The following is a 13,542-nucleotide window of genomic DNA, read 5'->3' on the forward strand; positions in this document are numbered from 1 at the left end:
CGGGGAGCCGCATTTGCGGCTCCCCGTTCACCGCAGCTGCATGGTGTTGAGCAGCCGAAGGGCGGCGCAGGCTGCCCCGTAGCCATTGTCGATATTGGTAACGAGAAGGCCGGGCGCGCAGCTGGCGAGCATCGCATTCAGCGCCGTACGCCCCTCTTCGGCCGCCCCATAGCCGACAGAGGTCGGGACGCAGATGAGGGCGCCGCCATAGAGGCCGCCAAGGACGCTTGCGAGCGCCGCATCCATCCCGGCTACGGCTATGACGATTGGAAAGCGCCTGATGTCCTCGACCCTGTCCATCAGCCGCCAGAGACCGGCGACGCCGACATCGATGATGAAGGTGGACTCGACGCCGGCGTGGCGAAGGGTGCGTTCGGCCTCGCGCGCTGCCGGGGCATCCGATGTTCCCGCTGAAACGATCGCGACCTTTCCGGTGAGCGATAGCGGCGGCAGCTGTCCGAAATAGGCGGTCTTCGACGTCTCGCACCAGTCGGTCTGTGCCTTGAGATGCGCCGGTAGCGCATCGTATTTCGCCGCACCGAGACGGGTCAGAAGCAGGCTCGCATCACGCTGCCTTGCGCTTTCGAGAATGCCCGCGATCTGCTGCGGCGATTTCCCGGCGCAGAAGACGGCTTCGCTGAGGCCGATGCGGTCGGCCCGGGTGAAATCGAAGACGGTATCGGTGCTGCTCATGGCCGCGCACCGATGAAGGCGCTGCCGTTTCGGTAGGGCTCGAAGGTCACCGGCCTATCCTGATAGGCTTCAGGCAGCATCTCGCTGATAACGGCGCCCATGTCCCCTGTGCGCTGAAGGCTGCCGGTATCAAGTTCGATGACGACGCCGCTGCGGCGGATGCGGCAGCGGACAGTCTTCGGACCTATCGCTTCTGTGAGAAACGTCTCGATGCGATGCACCGCTGCCAGCGTTCCGGCATCGATGGCGAGCGATGTCTCGATCCGGCTGGAAAGGCAGGGCGAGGCGGGCAGTTCCGACAGGTCTCCGAGACCCGCCTCACGGGCGAGACGCCGCACATCGGCCTTGCCGATCCCGGCCTCCACGAAGGGGTGCCTGACGCCGAAATTGCGGGCGGCATCGAGGCCCGGCCGGTATTCGCCGAGATCGTCCAGATTGGTGCCCGACAGCACCTGCCGGGTGGTCCGTGCGGTGATGGCGCCGTAGAGATTGCCCTTGCAGAAGAAGCAGCGATTGACGGGGTTGGCGATGTAATCAGGGTCGGAGAATTCGCCGGCATCGATCAGCTGCAGGTCCCAGCCTTCCCTATCCGCGAGTATTCGTACCCGCTCCGTCGCCTCCGGCGGCACGGCCGGCGAAACGGCGTGCATGATGCCGGCGTGCCCGGCGCCCAGGCGCTGGACCGCGATCGTCGCCAGTGTCAGCGAGTCGATGCCGCCGCTGACGGCGATCGAGACGTCGCCCAAGGTGTCGAGTACGGTGTCGAGCGCCTGACTCACATCAAATCTCCTCTCTTCTGCCTCAGCAAACCTTCCAGCAGTCGGCGCAACCCGTTGCGGGCCGCCGCGCTCGACGTCGAGGCCAGCGTATCGGATTCGAGCTTGGCGCTTCGCCCGGATGGGCGTTCGACAACCTTGAAGGCATAGATCTGGCCGCCGTGCTCGACGGTTTCTTTTTCGCGGCGCAGCGTCATGCGCGCCGCCGTCGAAAGCCGCAGGCCGATCGTCGTCGTCTCGTCGAGGATGGCATTGGCGACCTCTTCCTTTGCGGCCGGGTCGGCAAGCACGCGCAGATGCGTCATCATCCGGCCCTTCTTGCCGAACACTGGCGCCTGGATGACATCGCGCACGCCGTCCTGGCTGCGCAACCTGTCGATCGCCTGGGCGATGTCCTCGCCGGTCTGGTCGTCGATCTCGCATTCGAGGACGGCAACTGCCTCCTCGCTGATAGCTGCGTTTTCCCGCCGCTCGAAGGAGAGCACCCGCAGGCAGTTGCTGACGCCCGGTAGCCGCTTGCTGCCGAAACCATGGCTCGATGCCTTCAAGATCCTCCGCCTTGGAGCCGCCGATTTCCCGCAGAGATAGGCGAGGATTGCCGCACCGGTCGGCGTTACGCGCTCGCCGGCAATGCCGTCGTCGATGACCTCGAAGCCCTCGAGCAGGTGAACGGTTGCCGGTGCCGGGACAGGGAGGAGCCCATGCGCGGTCTTCACCCGGCCGCTGCCAAGCGGAATGGGGCCGACGGTCCAGCCGGTCGCGCCGATCCGGCCGATCAGCCATCCGGCCGCGACGATATCGGCGATCGAATCCCAGGCGCCGACCTCGTGGAACGTCACGTCGTCAGGTGCTCTGCCATGCACCCGCCCCTCGGCCTCGGCGAGCTTTCCGAAAATGCCGGTGGCATGGCGTATGGTTTCGGCATCGAGTGCCGATTGCGCCAGCGCATCGCGGATCGTCCGCCACGCCACGTGGTCGTGTTCGTGGTGATCTGCTTCGTGATCGTGGGCCTCATGTTCATGGTGATGACGGCCATGATGGTGATGATGATGCCCGTGGCCGTGATCATGCGCGTGGTCAGGCCCGTGATCTCGATGGCGGACGGTGAAGCGGCTGCCGGTGAGGATGCCGTCACTATGGGCAACAAGCGCGCAGTCGACGCGCTCGATCAGCGGGCAAAGCTTTAGTGCGGCCTGCAGGCCTTCCTGCAGGTCTGGCCGGAAATCGAGCAGGGCGGCGACGAACATGTCGCCTGCAATGCCGCCCACCGGATCGAGATGAATTTCGAGCACGTTTCCGTCCCTATTTTCCGGTCCTGTGGGCGGTCAGCGACACGCCGTTGGCGGCCGCGATGACATCCGAGAGCGCCGGTACGAAGGATTGGCCCTGGCCGGCGGCAACGGCGGTTGCAAAGCTGTTGCGCACGGCTGCTCCGACCGGGTTGACCGCCTGCAGCGCCTGCGCGAGCGAGGCGAGGTAGGACATGTCCTTCAGCGCATTCGCCATCGCGAAGCGCTGGGCGTTCTCGTTGCGGTTCAAAACGAATTCGAAGAAGGCCTGGTAGAAGCCGCAATCCATGCGGCTGCCGCGCAGCACGCTGTCGAAGACCTCTGGTGTCAACCCCGCCTTGGCGGCGATCATCGGCGCTTCGGAATAGATCGCCGAATAGCCCATCGACACGAAGTTGTTCAGAAGCTTCATCGTGTGACCCGTTCCGGCGGGACCGGTCTCGATGATGCGGGCGGCGAAGGCTTCGAGGATCGGCCGGGCGCGGGCAATGCCATCGGCGGAGCCGCCCGCCATCACATCCAGCTTGCCCTCGGCCGCTTCCTTCGGCGTGCGGGCGAGCGGCGCATCGACGAGCGTGATGCCCTGCTCCGAAAGCTCAGCGGCAAGCCTGATCGTCACGGCCGGGTTGGATGTCGAGCAATCGATCAGCAGCATCCGCTTGCCGGAGGCGAGCAGGCCATCCGCACCCGGCAGCAGCTGCTGGACCTCTTCCGATCCGGTGACGCAGAGGATGACGACGTCGGATGCCAGCGCCAATTCTTTCGGCGTTGCCGCTTCGCTGGCACCCTGGGCCTTCAGCGCCTCCACAGCCTCGCGCCTGCGATGCGCCATCACGGTTAGCGGCCAGCCCTTGCTCAGAAGATTGGCCGCCATGCCGGAGCCCATGGCGCCGAGACCGATGAACCCGATTTTCTCTTTCATGCTTTCCTCCCGGTTGGTTTCGGTATCCCGGTATGCGGGCTTTTGCTTTTTCTAGTGGTATGGTTTAGCAACGGCAGTATTGGCAGCCCGGCGCCGGACGGCGAGATTGGACTTCGGAACGGAATGAAGGACAGGGACAGCGCGGTTTTCAACACCATCCCGCAGACGCCCAATCTGCGCAGCGGACTGGCCGACAGCCTGATCGCGCAGATCGAATCCGGCGATCTGAAGCCCGGCCAGCGTCTGCCGACCGAGCAGGCGATCATGGAAGCGACGGGCGTCAGCCGCACGATCGTGCGTGAGGCGCTGGCGACGCTCAGGGCCAAGGGGCTGATCACCACGCGCCAGGGGCTCGGCGCCTTCGTTTCCAACGATCCGACGCCGCGCTCCTTCTCCATCATCCCGAACGACCTGGAATCGATCGACGAAGTGCTGCGCGTTCTCGAACTGCGCATCGGCATCGAGTATGAGGCCGCCGGCCTTGCGGCCCTGCGGCGCACGCCGGAGGATATCGCCCGCATGCAGGCGCGGCTGGATGCGCTCGATCAGGCGATCGAACAGGGTGGCTACGGGGCCGAAGAGGATTTCGCCTTCCACCGCTCGATCCTGGTCGCAACGCAGAATTCCTATTACGGACGGCTGTTCGATACGTTCGGAACGGCCATGGTGCCGCGCCAATGGGCGCGCCTCGACAACATGACGGCGCTCGAGCGCGAGGGACATGCAGCCCGCATGCGCAAGGAACATCACGCGATCTTCCAGGCGATCCGCGACGGCAATGAAGCGGCGGCGCGCAAGGCGCTGCGCGCCCACCTGTCGAAGAGCACGGCGCGCTTCGAAGAGCTCCGCGACGCCCGCCTTCATCGATAGCCGGTCAGCCCGCATAGCGAGGCACGACATAGGGCCCCTCCGGAATGATCGCGACATCGGGATCGCTGCTTCGTGAAATGCTGCGGGCGATCGCGGCCGTCAGGTCGTCGATTACGCCGACGCCGGTCAGCTCCCTGTCGCCGCCGGAAAGCCCGCTCGTATAGAGTTCGACGCGCCCGAGCCGCATCGACTTCAGCTGCATCTCCGTCTGCCATTCATCGATCTCGGCAAGGCTCTTGGCCGTCAGCGTCGCCAGAAAGCGTTCCGGGCCGAGCTCGACGAGGCGTGCCTGCGCCTCGCGGAATTCGGGCGAGCCGAAGCCTTCGGAACATTCCGACGCGATGATCAGCGTGCCGCCGGGTTTCAGGATATCGAGCGGCGTCACCATGCCCTTGATCGTCTGGTAATAGGTCTTGTCGAGCGGATAGCCGGCTGACGAAGTGACGACGGTGGAGAATTTGCGGCCGAGCGGGATCTGCGTCGCCCCGCTGACGAAATCGACGGCCGCCTGATGGCTGGCGATGATCTCGCCGAAGGTGACGCAGACGAGATCGCGATCCTCGTCGAGAACGGTGTTCAGCGCATAGACCTCGCCGAGCATGCGGACGATCTCCAGCTGCTCTTCGTGCAACGGATTGCCGATCAGATTGCACTGGACGGCGAGCGGATCTTCCATGAAGCGGGCCGAGTGGAAGGTGCGGATCGTCTCGTGATGGGCGACACCCGGCGCGATGACCTTGCGCCCGCCAGACCATCCGGCCATGAAATGCGGCTCGACTAGGCCGGTGGCGATCTTGAGATCGGCCTCGGCAAACAGCCGGTCGAGCTTGACCGGCGTGTTCCGTGTTTTCGTGAAACCGAAATCGATATGGGCGTCTTCGTCGCGGGCGTAGTGGTTCTCGACGCGGACATTTTCGAGAACCCAGGGATCGCCGACGAGCTCGGCCAGTTCATCGCCGAGATTGGGACGGTGGAGGCCGGTCGCGACCAGCACCGAGATTTTTTCGCGAGCAATGCCCGAGGCGATCATCGTCTCGATCATCGGGCGCAGGAACAGCCGATTGGGCACCGGCCGGGTGATGTCGCAGATCAGAATGCAGGCGCTTCTGCGTTCCCTTGCAAGCTCGGCAAGCGGTGCCGAGGCAATCGGATTGTCGAGAGCGCCCCGAATGGCCGCCTTGGGGTCGGCGAGCTTCGGAAGCGCCTGCTTGCGGATCACCGCCGGGCGGGCGCCCGGTGGAAGGGTGATGTCGAGATGGCCGCGGCCATAGGAGAGGGCGATATCGGTCATATCAGGCCTGCTCCGCCACGCCGCCGAGATAGAGCTCGCGCATCAGCGACATGTCCTTGAGTTCGGCAATCGGCCCCGATGTTGCGATGCGGCCATTCTGCATCAGGTAGCCGCGGCTGGCGACCGAGAGCGCCAGCCCGGCATTCTGCTCGACCAGCAGAACGGAGGCGCCGAAGCTCTTGCCGATATTCAGGATGATCTGCTGGATTTCTTTCACCAGCAGCGGCGAGAGGCCCAGCGAGGGCTCGTCGAGCAGGAGCACGCGCGGGCGCGCCATCAGCCCGCGGGCAATCGCCAGCATCTGCTGCTGGCCGCCGCTCAGCGATCCGCCTTTCTGCTGGCGTTTGGTCGCGAGGATCGGAAAGAAGCTTTCCATGGTCTTGACGTCGGTCTCGACGGCATCGGTATCGCGCCGCGCATAGGCGCCAAGCCGGAGATTTTCCTCGACCGACATGTCGGCAAAGATCCGCCGCCCCTCGGGAACGAGGACGACGCCGCGCTTGGCCATGATGTCGGGCGTGCGGCCGGTGACGTTCTCGCCGGCGAAACTGACGCTTCCCGACCGCGGTTTGACGAGGCCGACGATGGTGCGCAGCAGGGTCGACTTGCCTGCGCCGTTCGGGCCGAGAATGGTGATGATCTCGCCTTCGCCGAGGGTGAGCGAGACATCGCGATTGACGACCGTCGCGCCGTAGCCCGTCGTCACGTTTGAAACACTGAGCAGCGTCACAGCGCACCTCCGAGATAGACTTCCAGCACTTTCGGATCGGACAGAACGGCCTGTGTCGGCCCGTCGGCGATCTTCGAGCCGAAATCGAGGACGACGAGGCGCTTGCAGAGCATCTGCATCAGCTTCATGTCGTGATCGATGACACAGACGCTGATGCCGTGGGCAGGGAACTGCTTGACCAGCCCGACCAGCGTTGCCGTCTCCTTATCGTTCAGCCCGGCGGCGGGTTCGTCGAGCAGGATCAGCGATGGCCGTGTCGCGAGCGCCAGCGCGATGCCGAGCAGACGAAGATTGCCGAAGGGCAGGACACCGGCACGTTCATTCGCGAGCGCCGTCAGGCCGACGAAATCGAGCAGTGCCGCCGGCGTCGTCCACGGATAGGGACGACTGGTCTTGCGGGCGTGTTCGCAGGCGATCTGGACGTTTTCGAGCACGGAGAGCCCGGGAAAGGCCATCGCCTGCTGGAACGTATAGCCGATGCCCGCTCCCGATACTTCGTGGGCCGCAAGGCTGGTGATATCGCGGCCGCGCCAGGTCACGTGTCCCTCGGTTGGTTTGTAGACGCCGGTGATGACGTTGAAGAGCGTCGTCTTGCCGGACCCGTTCGGGCCGACGATGCCGAGGATCTCTCCCTCTTCGATCGAGAGATCGACGCCGGAGAGCGCGGTGACGCCGCCGAACTGCTTCTTCAAGCCCGATATTTCGAGAATGGCGTTCATCGTCCGGCCTCCGAAGCGTGGTTGCGTCCGGCGGCAGGGGACGGCGCCTGTTTGCGGCTGGCGCCGAACAGCCGCTGCCATCCATCGGCGAGGCCGGCAATCAGGCCGTTCGGCAGAAGCAGGATGACCGCGATCAGGCAGACGCCGTAGAGAATGCGCGACTGGACCGGGTCGAGGTTCAGAACCTCTGGCAGGAAGGATACGAGGATGCCGCCTGCAATCGGCCCGAGAAGCAACCGGGCGCCGCCGATCATCACCATCAGTGCCAGATAGATGCTGGGGAAGGAGGCGAACTGGCTTGGTGAGATGTGGCGCAGGAAATAGGCGAGAAGCACGCCTGAGACGCCGGCAAAGACGCCGCTGACGACGAAGGCGCCGATCTTGTGGCGTCCGACATTGATGCCGAGCGACGCCGCCAGTTTTTCGTTCTCGCGGATGGCGCGCAGCGTGCGTCCATAGGGCGAGTTGATGATCGCCCAGCTGGCGATGGCGCTGAGCGTCACGAAGGCCAGGACGACGAAGTAGTACGGCACGAGATCGTCGGCGCGCATGCTGAAGAAGCCGACCGGCAGCTGCAGGTCGAGCCCGGTCGCCGCCCCGGTGAAGTCACCGCCATTGGTCAGCACGATGGTCAGGAGCTGGCCGAAGGCGAAGGTCATGATGACGAAGTGGTGGCCGCTGACGCGCAGCGACGGCACGCCGATGACCGCCGCAAAGGCCGCTGCCGCAATGCCGCCGATCGGCAGCGCCAGCCAGAAGCCGATGCCGGTGTCGCGGGCAAGCAGCGCGGCGGCATAGGCGCCGACGCCGACGAGTGCCGCATGTCCCATCGAGAGAATGCCGGTCTGACCGAAAAGTACCGAGAGACCGTAGAGGGCGACGATGTTGATGCCGGCCGAAATGGCGAGCGACAGCATGCGGTTGCTGGCGCCGATTGCCGGAACGAAGGCGAGGATCGCCAGCACGACGAGAGCCGGGGCCAGCGAGCGGAGCGACGAAAGAGGGGTGTTCATAGCATGTGCCTTTCGTGCGTCACGCCATCTTCGGGCCGCTGGTGCCGCCGAACAGGCCGTTCGGGCGGAAGAGCAGCACGAGGATCATCAGGGCGAAGGAATAGGCGTCGGTCCACGCGGAGAAGCCGTAACCGGCGCTGAAACCCTCGACGATGCCGAGGATCAGGCCCGCGACGACGGCGCCGGTCAGGTTTCCGAGGCCGCCGATCAATGCGACAGCAAATCCCTTCATGACCATGGTGCCGCCGGTGAACGGCGTGATCGGGAAGAGCGCGATCAGCAGCGCGCCGCCGAGACCGGCAAGGGCGCTGCCGAGCACGAAGACGCCGGTGATATAGCGGCGCACGGGGATGCCCATCAGGGCCGCGGTATCGCGATCGTCGACGGCGGCGCGAAGCGCGCGGCCATAGCGGCTGCGGGTGACCATGACGAAGGTGAGCGCCACGACGGCGATGGTGACCAGGATGACCATGACGCGAACCGAGGCGATGCGCACGCCCGCGACATCCCAGATGCCGGTCAGCGGCCGCGGAATGCTCTTCTGGTTCGGATCGTAGAAGAAGATGACGATGTGCTGCAGTACGACGATCAGGCCGAGCGAAACGATGAAGCCGTTGGTCGGGCGCGTGAGCGTGAAGCGGAAGAGCGCGCGCTCGAGAACGAAGCCCATGACCCCGACGGCAAGAATGGCGAGCACGAGAGCCAGATAGAAGCTCAGGCCTGCCTGCACGGCGAGCCAGGTCACGATGCTGCCGATCATCAGGAATTCGCCATGGGCGAAATTGATGATGCCGGTCAGTCCGAAGATCAAGGTGACCCCGACGGCGATCAGCGTGATGACGCTTGCGATCGACAGACCGTTGAGGATTTGCTGAATGAGAATGTCCACAGCCCTGTTCCGCTGTTGCGCGGACCGCACGGGCGGCCCGTCGGTTTTCTGAATGAAAGTCCCGCCGGCGCAGGGGGCCGGCGGGAGGCGCATCGGCAGTTTATTCCGCAGGGGCTTCGGCGGGTGGCTGCTGCATCGCGCAGGAGATATCGCCGCCCGGAGCTGCGGCGCAGACCTCGGTCGCGTGGGTCACCTGATGGCTCTTGTTGAAGGAGAGATCGTCGGAGACGACGCCCTTGTGGTGCAGCGATTCAAGCGCTGCGACCGTCTTGTCCGGATCGAGCGAACCGGCCTTGGTCCAGGCTTCGGCGAGCATGTGCACATAATCGTAGTAGAGCAGCGAGACCGAGGAGGTCACGCCCTTCGGGGCGCCGGCGGCGAAGTAGGCCTTGAAATAGGTCTTCGCATTGGCGTTGGAGGATTCACCCCAGCAGATCGGCACGCAGCTCATGGCGACCGGGACGTCGGCACTGAGACCGCGCTCCTTCCAGATGCCCGGGTCGACGCCGAACAGGAAGTAGCTCGGGGCAACGCCGAGTTCGAGCGCCTGCGGCAGGGCCGTCAGCGTCGAGTCGCCATTGTACCAGAAGTGCACGACGTCAGGATTGAGGCTCTTGGCGCGCGTCAGGAACGGCGAGAAGTCGGTGGTATCAGGCGGATAGGAGATGACCTCAGGCACTTCCTGGCCCTCGGCCTTCAGTGCCTTGACGTAATAGGAGGTCAGGAACTGGCCGGTCGCGTCGTTGCCGACGATGACGACGGATTTTTTCAGCGGATGGCCGACAAGCGGCGTCAGCAGGCTGAGAACGCCGCGGGCGGTCGAGCCGGAGCGCTGGAATTCCTGCGGCTCGGACTGGAAGAGGTAATGGTTTTCAGCGCCGGGGGCGATGGACTGCGGGTTCAGGATCTTGGCCAGCGTGCTGTTGCCGGCAAACTGGATGACCTTGGCAGGCTGGGTGATCTTGGTCATCGCCAGCGTGAAGTCGTGGGTTTCGGAACCGAAGATCGCCGAGACCTTTTCGTCGCGGACCAGCTCCTGCGTTGCCGCGATTGCGGTGGAGATATCGGTGCGGTCGTCGCGCTTGACCATCTCGACCTTGTAGGTCTTGTCACCAACCTTGACGCCTCCCGCGTCGTTGATTTCCTTGACCGCGAGGCCGACGCCTGCCGGCAGGGTGTGACCGGCCGAGACGAAAGCGCCCGATTCCGCCGCGACGACGCCGATCTTGATCGTGTCTTCGGCGGCTGCCATTTGCATAGACGCGCCGAGGCCCAGCGCTAGAGAAATGCCTCCCAAAACAAGTGATCGCACGGTCTCATCCTCCCGATGCAGATTTTGCGTACTTACCGGGTTGTCGTACAACCCTGTTTTCTGATAATTGGGTTGACGGAGAATGTCAAGCAAGTCCAACCAAGCGGCGCCGGCTCGGCCGGCTACCGCAAAAACGAGGGAGTGAGTTATGCGAACCAAGGAATTCGGCCGTACCGGCCGGAAGGTCAGCGAGATCGGATTTGGCGCCTGGGCGATCGGCGCAGCATGGGGGGAAGTGAATGACGAGGAGGCGCTTGCGGCCCTTCACGCCGCTCTCGATACCGGCGTCACATTCATCGATACGGCCGACGTCTATGGCGACGGCCATTCGGAGCGGCTGATTGCCAAGGTGATGAAGGAGCGGGGCGGTGCGCGTCCGTTCATCGCCACCAAGGCCGGGCGTCGCCTGCCGCAGCAATCGGTCGAAGGCTATAGCGCAGAAAACCTCGACGGCTGGATCGATCGTAGCCTGAACAACCTTGAGACGGATTGCCTCGATCTCGTGCAGCTGCATTGCCCGCCGACGGATCTCTACTACCACCCGGAGGTCTTCGGCCGCCTCGACAAGCTGGTCGAGAAGGGCAAGATCCGCAATTACGGCGTCAGCGTCGAGCGCGTCGAGGAGGCGCTGAAGGCGATCGAATATCCTGGCGTCGTCAGCGTCCAGATCATCTTCAATGCCTTCCGCCAGCGTCCGATCGAGCATTTCTTCAAGCAGGCTCTGGAAAAGAAGGTGGCGATCATTGCCCGCGTGCCGCTGGCAAGCGGCCTTCTGTCCGGGAAGTTCAAGAAGGACACCAAGTTCGAGGCCAACGACCACCGACTGTTCAACCGTAACGGCGAGGCCTTCGATGTCGGCGAGACCTTCTCCGGCGTGCCCTATGAAGTCGGTCTCGAAGCCGTCGAGAAGGTTCGTCCGCTGGTCTCCGGCGATACGACCATGGCGAAATTCGCGCTGCGCTGGATCCTGATGTTCGACGCCGTGACGGTGGCGATCCCCGGTGCCCGCAACCCGGCGCAGGCGAGCTCGAATGCGGAGGCCGCGGGTCTTCCGGCCATTTCCGACAGCGCGATGCAGGAGATCAAGTCGATCTACGACACCTACATCAAGCACTATGTGCATCAGCGCTGGTAGGGGATTTCAGCCATGACGAGCCCTATCATCGATTCCCATCATCACTTCTGGGACCCCGCCAGCGGCGGCGACTATGGCTGGTTGAGCGGCCCGTTCGAGCCGATCAACCGCGTCTTCGAGCCTGATGATCTTCGCCCGGCGCTGCAGAAGAATGGCGTCTCCGGCACTGTCCTCGTCCAGACCTGGAACGATCTTGGCGAGACCTGGGACTTTATCCGCACGGCCGAAGCCACGGATTTCGTCGCCGGCGTCGTCGGCTGGGTGGACCTGACGGACCCGAAGCTCGGCCGGACGCTTGCCGAGCTCAAGTCTTCGCCCGAAGGCAAATGGCTGGTCGGCGTCCGCCATCTGATCCAGACGGAGAGCGATCCGAACTGGCTGTTGCGCGCCGATGTGAAGGCTGGGCTGCTGGCCGTTCAGGCCTCCGGTCTGGTCTACGATCTGGTGCCGAACCTGCCGCAGCTGCCCTCCTGCATCACCACAACGCAGGCCTTTCCGGATATGCGCTTCGTGCTCGATCACATCTCGAAGCCCGAGATCCGCAATCGAGGCTTCGACGAATGGGCGGTGCTGATCCGGCAGTTCAGGGGGCAGCGTGATCACGTCTGGTGCAAACTCTCCGGCATGGTCACTGAAGCGGACTGGCAGAGCTGGACGCCGGAGGATCTCAAGCCCTACGTCCATGAGGTGCTCGACGTCTTCGGCACGGATCGCTGCATGTTCGGCACCGACTGGCCGGTCTGCCTCGTTGCGGCCAGCTACGATCGCGTGGTCGAGGCGCTGCAGGAATGCCTCAAGGATCTCTCCAGCGCCGAGCGGGAACGGATCTTCGGGCTGAACGCCATCGAGGCCTATCGTCTCCCCGGCTTTCAGGAGCGCAAGGCATGACTGGCGCTAAGACCTCAAGCAAGATCGGCTTTGCCTCGCGCCTCGGCTTCGGCGCGAGCGGCATCGGCACGCTCTATCGCGACGTCACCGAGGCGCAGGCGGCCGAGGTGCTGGCTGCGGCCTATGGCGGCGGGATGCGCTATTTCGATACCGCGCCGCTCTATGGTCATGGGCTGAGCGAGTTGCGTCTCGGCACCTTCCTGCGAACCATCGATCGCAAGACCGTCACCGTCTCGACCAAGGCCGGCCGCTATATGGCGCCGCCCTATGGCGAGGCGGTCGATTACGGCCTCTGGGCCTCGCCGCTGCGGCTCAAGCCGGTCTTCGACTACAGCTATGCCGGAACGATGCGTTCGCTGGAGCAGTCGGCGAGCCGGTTGGGCATTGCCGATTTCGATCTGGTCTATATCCATGATGTCGACCGCTTCACCCATGGCGATGCCTATGAGCGGCGCTTTAACGAGGCCGTCGAGGGCTGCTACCGGGCGCTCGACGATCTCCGCAAGGCCGGTCACATCAAGGCGATCGGCGTCGGCGTCAACGAGAGCGATGTTGCCACGCGCTTCATCAGGGCCGGGTCGTTCAATGCGGTGATGATGGCCGGGCGCTACACCCTGCTCGACCGGGCCGCCGAGGCTGACCTTTTGCCGGAAGCTCAGCGCCAGGGCGTCGAGATCGTCGTTGCCGGGGTGTTCAATTCGGGCATTCTCGCAACAGGCCCCGCAAGCTCGGGAACGACCTTCGATTATGGCGCGCCGCCCGAGCATGTGGTCGCAAGGGCAAAGCGGATCGAGGAGATCTGCACGCGTCACGGCGTTCCGCTGCAGGCGGCGGCGATCCAGTTCGCCTTCCGCAATCCGCAGGTCTCCGCCGCCGTTCTCGGCATGAGCCGGCCGGAGCGCATCGCGCAGAATCTCGACTGGGCGAAACTGCCGATCCCCGAGGCTCTGTGGCAGGAAACCGACGCGCTCTTCGAGCGTGAAGGCTAAGATCAGGCGCCCGCGTGGAGATCGCG

The 13,542-nt window shown here is 64.3% G+C and carries 13 protein-coding genes and 1 pseudogene; 4 read left to right on the plus strand and 10 right to left on the minus strand.

The annotated features are described in order from the left end of the window. Positions 1–27: 27 nt before the first annotated feature. The 4 genes and pseudogenes from larB to ABIE40_RS21650 all read right to left on the minus strand — a co-directional run. Entirely contained in the window at positions 28–693 is a 666-nt protein-coding gene (gene larB, locus ABIE40_RS21635; protein WP_199625696.1) for a nickel pincer cofactor biosynthesis protein LarB, read from the minus strand. Then, positions 690–1,472, minus strand: coding sequence for an ATP-dependent sacrificial sulfur transferase LarE (larE, locus tag ABIE40_RS21640; protein ID WP_199625697.1), 783 nt, complete (start codon positions 1,470–1,472; stop codon positions 690–692). Before larE ends, larB begins: the two co-directional genes overlap by 4 nt. Further along, positions 1,469–2,761: a nickel pincer cofactor biosynthesis protein LarC gene (larC, locus tag ABIE40_RS21645; RefSeq protein ID WP_199625698.1), complete on the minus strand. Its 1,293-nt coding sequence runs from the start codon at positions 2,759–2,761 to the stop codon at positions 1,469–1,471. The genes larE and larC overlap by 4 nt, the downstream gene beginning before the upstream one ends. 10 nt (positions 2,762–2,771) lie before the next feature. Further along, positions 2,772–3,695: pseudogene (locus tag ABIE40_RS21650) on the minus strand (NAD(P)-dependent oxidoreductase); the annotation flags it as partial. A 108-nt stretch (positions 3,696–3,803) separates the two neighbouring features. On the opposite strand from ABIE40_RS21650, the gene ABIE40_RS21655 reads away from it, so the two are divergent. Continuing rightward, complete coding sequence (locus ABIE40_RS21655) at positions 3,804–4,550, plus strand: FadR/GntR family transcriptional regulator (RefSeq protein WP_112714809.1); 747 nt, start codon at positions 3,804–3,806, stop codon at positions 4,548–4,550. Positions 4,551–4,554: 4 nt separating this feature from the next. Here ABIE40_RS21655 and ABIE40_RS21660 read toward each other — a convergent pair whose 3' ends face one another. The 6 genes from ABIE40_RS21660 to ABIE40_RS21685 form a co-directional block, all read right to left on the minus strand. Next, complete coding sequence (locus ABIE40_RS21660; protein WP_199625700.1) at positions 4,555–5,841, minus strand: nickel-dependent lactate racemase family protein; 1,287 nt, start codon at positions 5,839–5,841, stop codon at positions 4,555–4,557. Between the two features lies 1 nt (position 5,842). Continuing rightward, complete coding sequence (locus ABIE40_RS21665) at positions 5,843–6,571, minus strand: ABC transporter ATP-binding protein (protein ID WP_199625701.1); 729 nt, start codon at positions 6,569–6,571, stop codon at positions 5,843–5,845. Then, entirely contained in the window at positions 6,568–7,290 is a 723-nt protein-coding gene (locus ABIE40_RS21670) for an ABC transporter ATP-binding protein (RefSeq protein WP_199625702.1), read from the minus strand. Before ABIE40_RS21670 ends, ABIE40_RS21665 begins: the two co-directional genes overlap by 4 nt. Next, positions 7,287–8,303: a branched-chain amino acid ABC transporter permease gene (locus tag ABIE40_RS21675; RefSeq protein ID WP_199625703.1), complete on the minus strand. Its 1,017-nt coding sequence runs from the start codon at positions 8,301–8,303 to the stop codon at positions 7,287–7,289. Before ABIE40_RS21675 ends, ABIE40_RS21670 begins: the two co-directional genes overlap by 4 nt. Before the next feature lie 19 nt (positions 8,304–8,322). Continuing rightward, a complete protein-coding gene (locus ABIE40_RS21680; RefSeq protein ID WP_199625704.1) occupies positions 8,323–9,192 on the minus strand; it encodes a branched-chain amino acid ABC transporter permease in 870 nt (289 codons plus the stop codon). A gap of 100 nt (positions 9,193–9,292) precedes the next feature. Further along, a complete protein-coding gene (locus ABIE40_RS21685; protein WP_210340989.1) occupies positions 9,293–10,450 on the minus strand; it encodes an ABC transporter substrate-binding protein in 1,158 nt (385 codons plus the stop codon). A 202-nt stretch (positions 10,451–10,652) separates the two neighbouring features. Here ABIE40_RS21685 and ABIE40_RS21690 point away from each other — a divergent pair, with 202 nt between their 5' ends. Genes ABIE40_RS21690 through ABIE40_RS21700 form a run of 3 tightly spaced genes read left to right on the plus strand, consistent with a single transcriptional unit; the run spans position 10,653 to position 13,516 of the window. After that, on the plus strand, positions 10,653–11,639 hold the full coding sequence (locus ABIE40_RS21690; protein WP_199625705.1) for an aldo/keto reductase: 987 nt from the start codon (positions 10,653–10,655) through the stop codon (positions 11,637–11,639). Between the two features lie 12 nt (positions 11,640–11,651). Then, positions 11,652–12,527 (plus strand): amidohydrolase family protein, encoded by an 876-nt coding sequence (locus ABIE40_RS21695; RefSeq protein ID WP_199625706.1) that lies wholly within the window; start codon positions 11,652–11,654, stop codon positions 12,525–12,527. Continuing rightward, on the plus strand, positions 12,524–13,516 hold the full coding sequence (locus ABIE40_RS21700; protein ID WP_199625707.1) for an aldo/keto reductase: 993 nt from the start codon (positions 12,524–12,526) through the stop codon (positions 13,514–13,516). The genes ABIE40_RS21695 and ABIE40_RS21700 overlap by 4 nt, the downstream gene beginning before the upstream one ends. The last annotated feature ends 26 nt before the right edge of the window (positions 13,517–13,542 follow it).

This window comes from Rhizobium sp. OAE497 (assembly GCF_040546565.1).
Taxonomy (GTDB): Bacteria; Pseudomonadota; Alphaproteobacteria; order Rhizobiales; family Rhizobiaceae; genus Rhizobium.

Coding starts and splice junctions, on each gene's coding strand:
- ABIE40_RS21675 (WP_199625703.1), bottom strand. CDS start 8,303: ATGAACACCCCTCTTTCGTCGCTCCGCTCGCTGGCCCCGGCTCTCGTC.
- ABIE40_RS21685 (WP_210340989.1), bottom strand. CDS start 10,450: ATGCAAATGGCAGCCGCCGAAGACACGATCAAGATCGGCGTCGTCGCG.
- ABIE40_RS21660 (WP_199625700.1), bottom strand. CDS start 5,841: ATGACCGATATCGCCCTCTCCTATGGCCGCGGCCATCTCGACATCACC.
- larB (WP_199625696.1), bottom strand. CDS start 693: ATGAGCAGCACCGATACCGTCTTCGATTTCACCCGGGCCGACCGCATC.
- ABIE40_RS21690 (WP_199625705.1), top strand. CDS start 10,653: ATGCGAACCAAGGAATTCGGCCGTACCGGCCGGAAGGTCAGCGAGATC.
- ABIE40_RS21655 (WP_112714809.1), top strand. CDS start 3,804: ATGAAGGACAGGGACAGCGCGGTTTTCAACACCATCCCGCAGACGCCC.
- ABIE40_RS21695 (WP_199625706.1), top strand. CDS start 11,652: ATGACGAGCCCTATCATCGATTCCCATCATCACTTCTGGGACCCCGCC.
- ABIE40_RS21700 (WP_199625707.1), top strand. CDS start 12,524: ATGACTGGCGCTAAGACCTCAAGCAAGATCGGCTTTGCCTCGCGCCTC.
- ABIE40_RS21670 (WP_199625702.1), bottom strand. CDS start 7,290: ATGAACGCCATTCTCGAAATATCGGGCTTGAAGAAGCAGTTCGGCGGC.